Origin of the sequence: Bradyrhizobium algeriense, assembly GCF_003062295.1 — a bacterium.
In the GTDB taxonomy this organism is placed as follows: domain Bacteria; phylum Pseudomonadota; class Alphaproteobacteria; order Rhizobiales; family Xanthobacteraceae; genus Bradyrhizobium; species Bradyrhizobium algeriense.
Map to the genome: position 1 here is coordinate 1 of NZ_PYCN01000115.1, position 2,410 is coordinate 2,410.

Consider the following 2,410-nt stretch of genomic DNA (forward strand, 5'->3'; position numbering starts at 1 on the left):
GTCATGTCCTTGTCCCATCATGTCCTGGGGGATGTTGGTTTGAACCAACAGACGGATTGCGAATCCGATCACCGGAACGATCCCGGAATTCATCCGGCGAATCCCCTGCCAGAAGAGTCAGGTCAGTCCATACCTCGAGGGGAGCAAATTCTGGGACGCGAGACTGGGATTGTGCTCGTTGCTGGGGCTCTGCGACACGCTCGCGAGAGGATCGTCACGCGAAGGCGTGGAGACCGCTTGCGGGCTCCGGGAGCGTCGCCGCGGCGGCGCGAGTAGAGCCCGTCCCCGAAGGGGTTCGCCCAAGCAGGCAAGGCTGTAAAGCGTCACAGGAAGCTTTAAAAGCCGATCTCTTGCGGGCGACTGTTGTGATAAGGACTGGCGCAATTGCAAGCTAGGCATTGCGATGCGCGCGTCCCAATGGCTAAGTCTCCATCGAGGAGAGATTTAATCCGGCAATAGGACGGGTCGCGGCATTTCCGGCGCAATTGACCTATCGATAAAATGAATCGATCCGCCCGGTCGATTCATAAAACTCATTGGACGCCGCTTCCCTCGGAAGCGAGAATCTGTCCGTGCCGAAACTAGAACCAGAACCGCTTCATCTGCGCCGCATCGATGCCGCGCGCAATATGCGGCGGTTTTATGCGCTGTCCACGCAGCCCACCTTGTTCGGAGAAATGTCGCTGATCCGCAATTGGGGCCGGATCGGCACGAGTGGCAAGACCATGGTGCAGACCTTCGATGGTAGTGCGGAGACGATCGAAGCGTTCGGACGCCTGGAGCGCGCCAAGCGGAGGCGCGGTTACGCTGTCATGGACGAAAAACTGTCATAGTCTGGCAATTTTTCGGGGATTACGGCTCTGCCTGTGATGCCGGCTCTATCTGTTCCACGGCCTTGATGTCAGACCGAGCAAAATCCAAACAAGACGGAGCTCGTCCATGACGACTGCCAATGAGATCGCCGAAAAGATCGCAGCCGAGAACGACCTGACAAAAGCTCAGGCGAAAGCCATCGTCGATAGCGTGTTCAAGGCGATCGCTGATGCGGCCGTGAGCGGAGCCGAGACGAGCCTTCCCGGGTTCGGCAAGTTCAAGGTCAAGGATAGCCCGGCCCGTGAGGGCCGCAATCCGTCGACCGGCGCAACGATTGCGATCGCAGCTTCCAAGAAGCTGACTTTTACGCCTGCCAAAGCCATCAAGGATGTTCTCAACGGAGGAACGATCCCTAACGACGGTGCATCGTAAGACGCAAGAGGAGGGAGCTTATGCTCCCTCCTCGGCTGCGAGCGCTTGGTTGCGTTGGCGGATGAGTTCGGCCAGTTCGACTTCGAGCGCTTTGCGTTCCGCCAGCGTGAACAGGCATTCGCGTAGTTCGGCGCGCAATTCTTCAATGGTGTCGACGGTCATGATCGCATCTCCGGTAGAAGGGAAGCAGGCCCCGCCTTGCGGCGGAGCCGACTTCCTGGAGCTTCAGTCCCGGTTCGGCCGGGACCAGATCAGTTGGAGGCCTTCCGCACCTTCGACCTCGATCAGGGTGGCGTAGATCGGAGCCGGAAAGCTCGGATCGTCCAGCTTGACGGAGAGGTAGTCGCGCTCGGTGTCCTTCGCGGTCTTCTGCCAAGCCGCACCTAACTCGACGTTGCCTGAGTAGATGCGGAAGTGCGGTCCCTTGTCGGAAGGGTTGTCGACGCGGATCAGCTTGGCCTTGACGTTGAGGTTGAGCGTCTTGATCGCGCCGGAGAAGCCATTGCCCGTGGACGTGAAGGTGCCGATGGTAGCCATTGTCTCATTCCCTTGGTTTTCTCGGGCCGCGCCTATCGCGACCTCGATGGCGGTCGTGAGACCGGAGGCGATCGACCTGCACCCAAAGGGCCGAAATGAAATGGAGGGCGGCCGTCCTCGACTTTCTTGGACCGCGAGGAATGGTGCGCAGCGCCAGGGGAAGAAAGTCGAGGACGGACGTTGCAGGACAAGATCGAGAGCCCGCGAAGCGGGATCGGCCTTCGGTCAGACCAGCCTTTATCGAGGACGCTGATGGGTGCGCCCGTCGCGAAAACACATGGAATGAAAACAGGCGGCCCTAACTACTTTCCGGCGCAAAATTCGGCGGCCTTTTGAGGCAGCCAGAATCGCTTGGTGGGGCGAAAACTGCAAGATCGGACGGTATCAGCGTTGACTTGTGTGGGACGCTTTGATTCATTCTTATGAATGATTCGAGATCGAGCTCTTCAAACCCGCGAGAAGCTTGTCGGCAAGCTGCCGGTCACCGGCGAACTGCTGCGGGGTTCGCTGCTGGAGCGCACTGTTCGTCACAAGCGCGGCTGCCCGAAATGTGCGCGCGGCGAAGGGCACCAAGTGTACGTGCTGACGGTGAGCTATGGCGGCGGACGCGTTCGCCAGTTCAGCGTGC

General features: G+C 59.4%; 5 protein-coding genes. 3 read left to right on the top strand and 2 right to left on the bottom strand.

What is annotated here, in order from left to right; all coding sequences use genetic code 11:
* Nucleotides 1-572 precede the first annotated feature (572 nt).
* On the top strand, nucleotides 573-833 hold the full coding sequence (locus tag C7G61_RS42470; protein WP_108523388.1) for a WGR domain-containing protein: 261 nt from the start codon (nucleotides 573-575) through the stop codon (nucleotides 831-833).
* A 106-nt stretch (nucleotides 834-939) separates the two neighbouring features.
* On the top strand, nucleotides 940-1,245 hold the full coding sequence (locus tag C7G61_RS42475; protein WP_108523386.1) for an HU family DNA-binding protein: 306 nt from the start codon (nucleotides 940-942) through the stop codon (nucleotides 1,243-1,245).
* An 18-nt stretch (nucleotides 1,246-1,263) separates the two neighbouring features.
* Here C7G61_RS42475 and C7G61_RS45435 read toward each other — a convergent pair whose 3' ends face one another.
* Nucleotides 1,264-1,407 (bottom strand): hypothetical protein, encoded by a 144-nt coding sequence (locus C7G61_RS45435; protein ID WP_190242274.1) that lies wholly within the window; start codon nucleotides 1,405-1,407, stop codon nucleotides 1,264-1,266.
* A 63-nt stretch (nucleotides 1,408-1,470) separates the two neighbouring features.
* The gene (locus C7G61_RS42480) at nucleotides 1,471-1,782 is read right to left on the bottom strand and encodes a DUF736 domain-containing protein (protein ID WP_108523387.1); all 312 of its coding nucleotides are present in this window, start codon (nucleotides 1,780-1,782) and stop codon (nucleotides 1,471-1,473) included.
* A gap of 426 nt (nucleotides 1,783-2,208) precedes the next feature.
* Here C7G61_RS42480 and C7G61_RS42485 point away from each other — a divergent pair.
* Nucleotides 2,209-2,410, top strand: a 202-nt coding sequence (locus C7G61_RS42485) for a hypothetical protein (protein ID WP_202975834.1), incomplete at its 3' end; no start/stop codon positions are given.

Excerpts from the sequence above, each read along its gene's own strand:
- C7G61_RS45435 (WP_190242274.1), bottom strand. The coding sequence starts at position 1,407 with ATGACCGTCGACACCATTGAAGAATTGCGCGCCGAACTACGCGAATGC.
- C7G61_RS42480 (WP_108523387.1), bottom strand. The coding sequence starts at position 1,782 with ATGGCTACCATCGGCACCTTCACGTCCACGGGCAATGGCTTCTCCGGC.
- C7G61_RS42475 (WP_108523386.1), top strand. The coding sequence starts at position 940 with ATGACGACTGCCAATGAGATCGCCGAAAAGATCGCAGCCGAGAACGAC.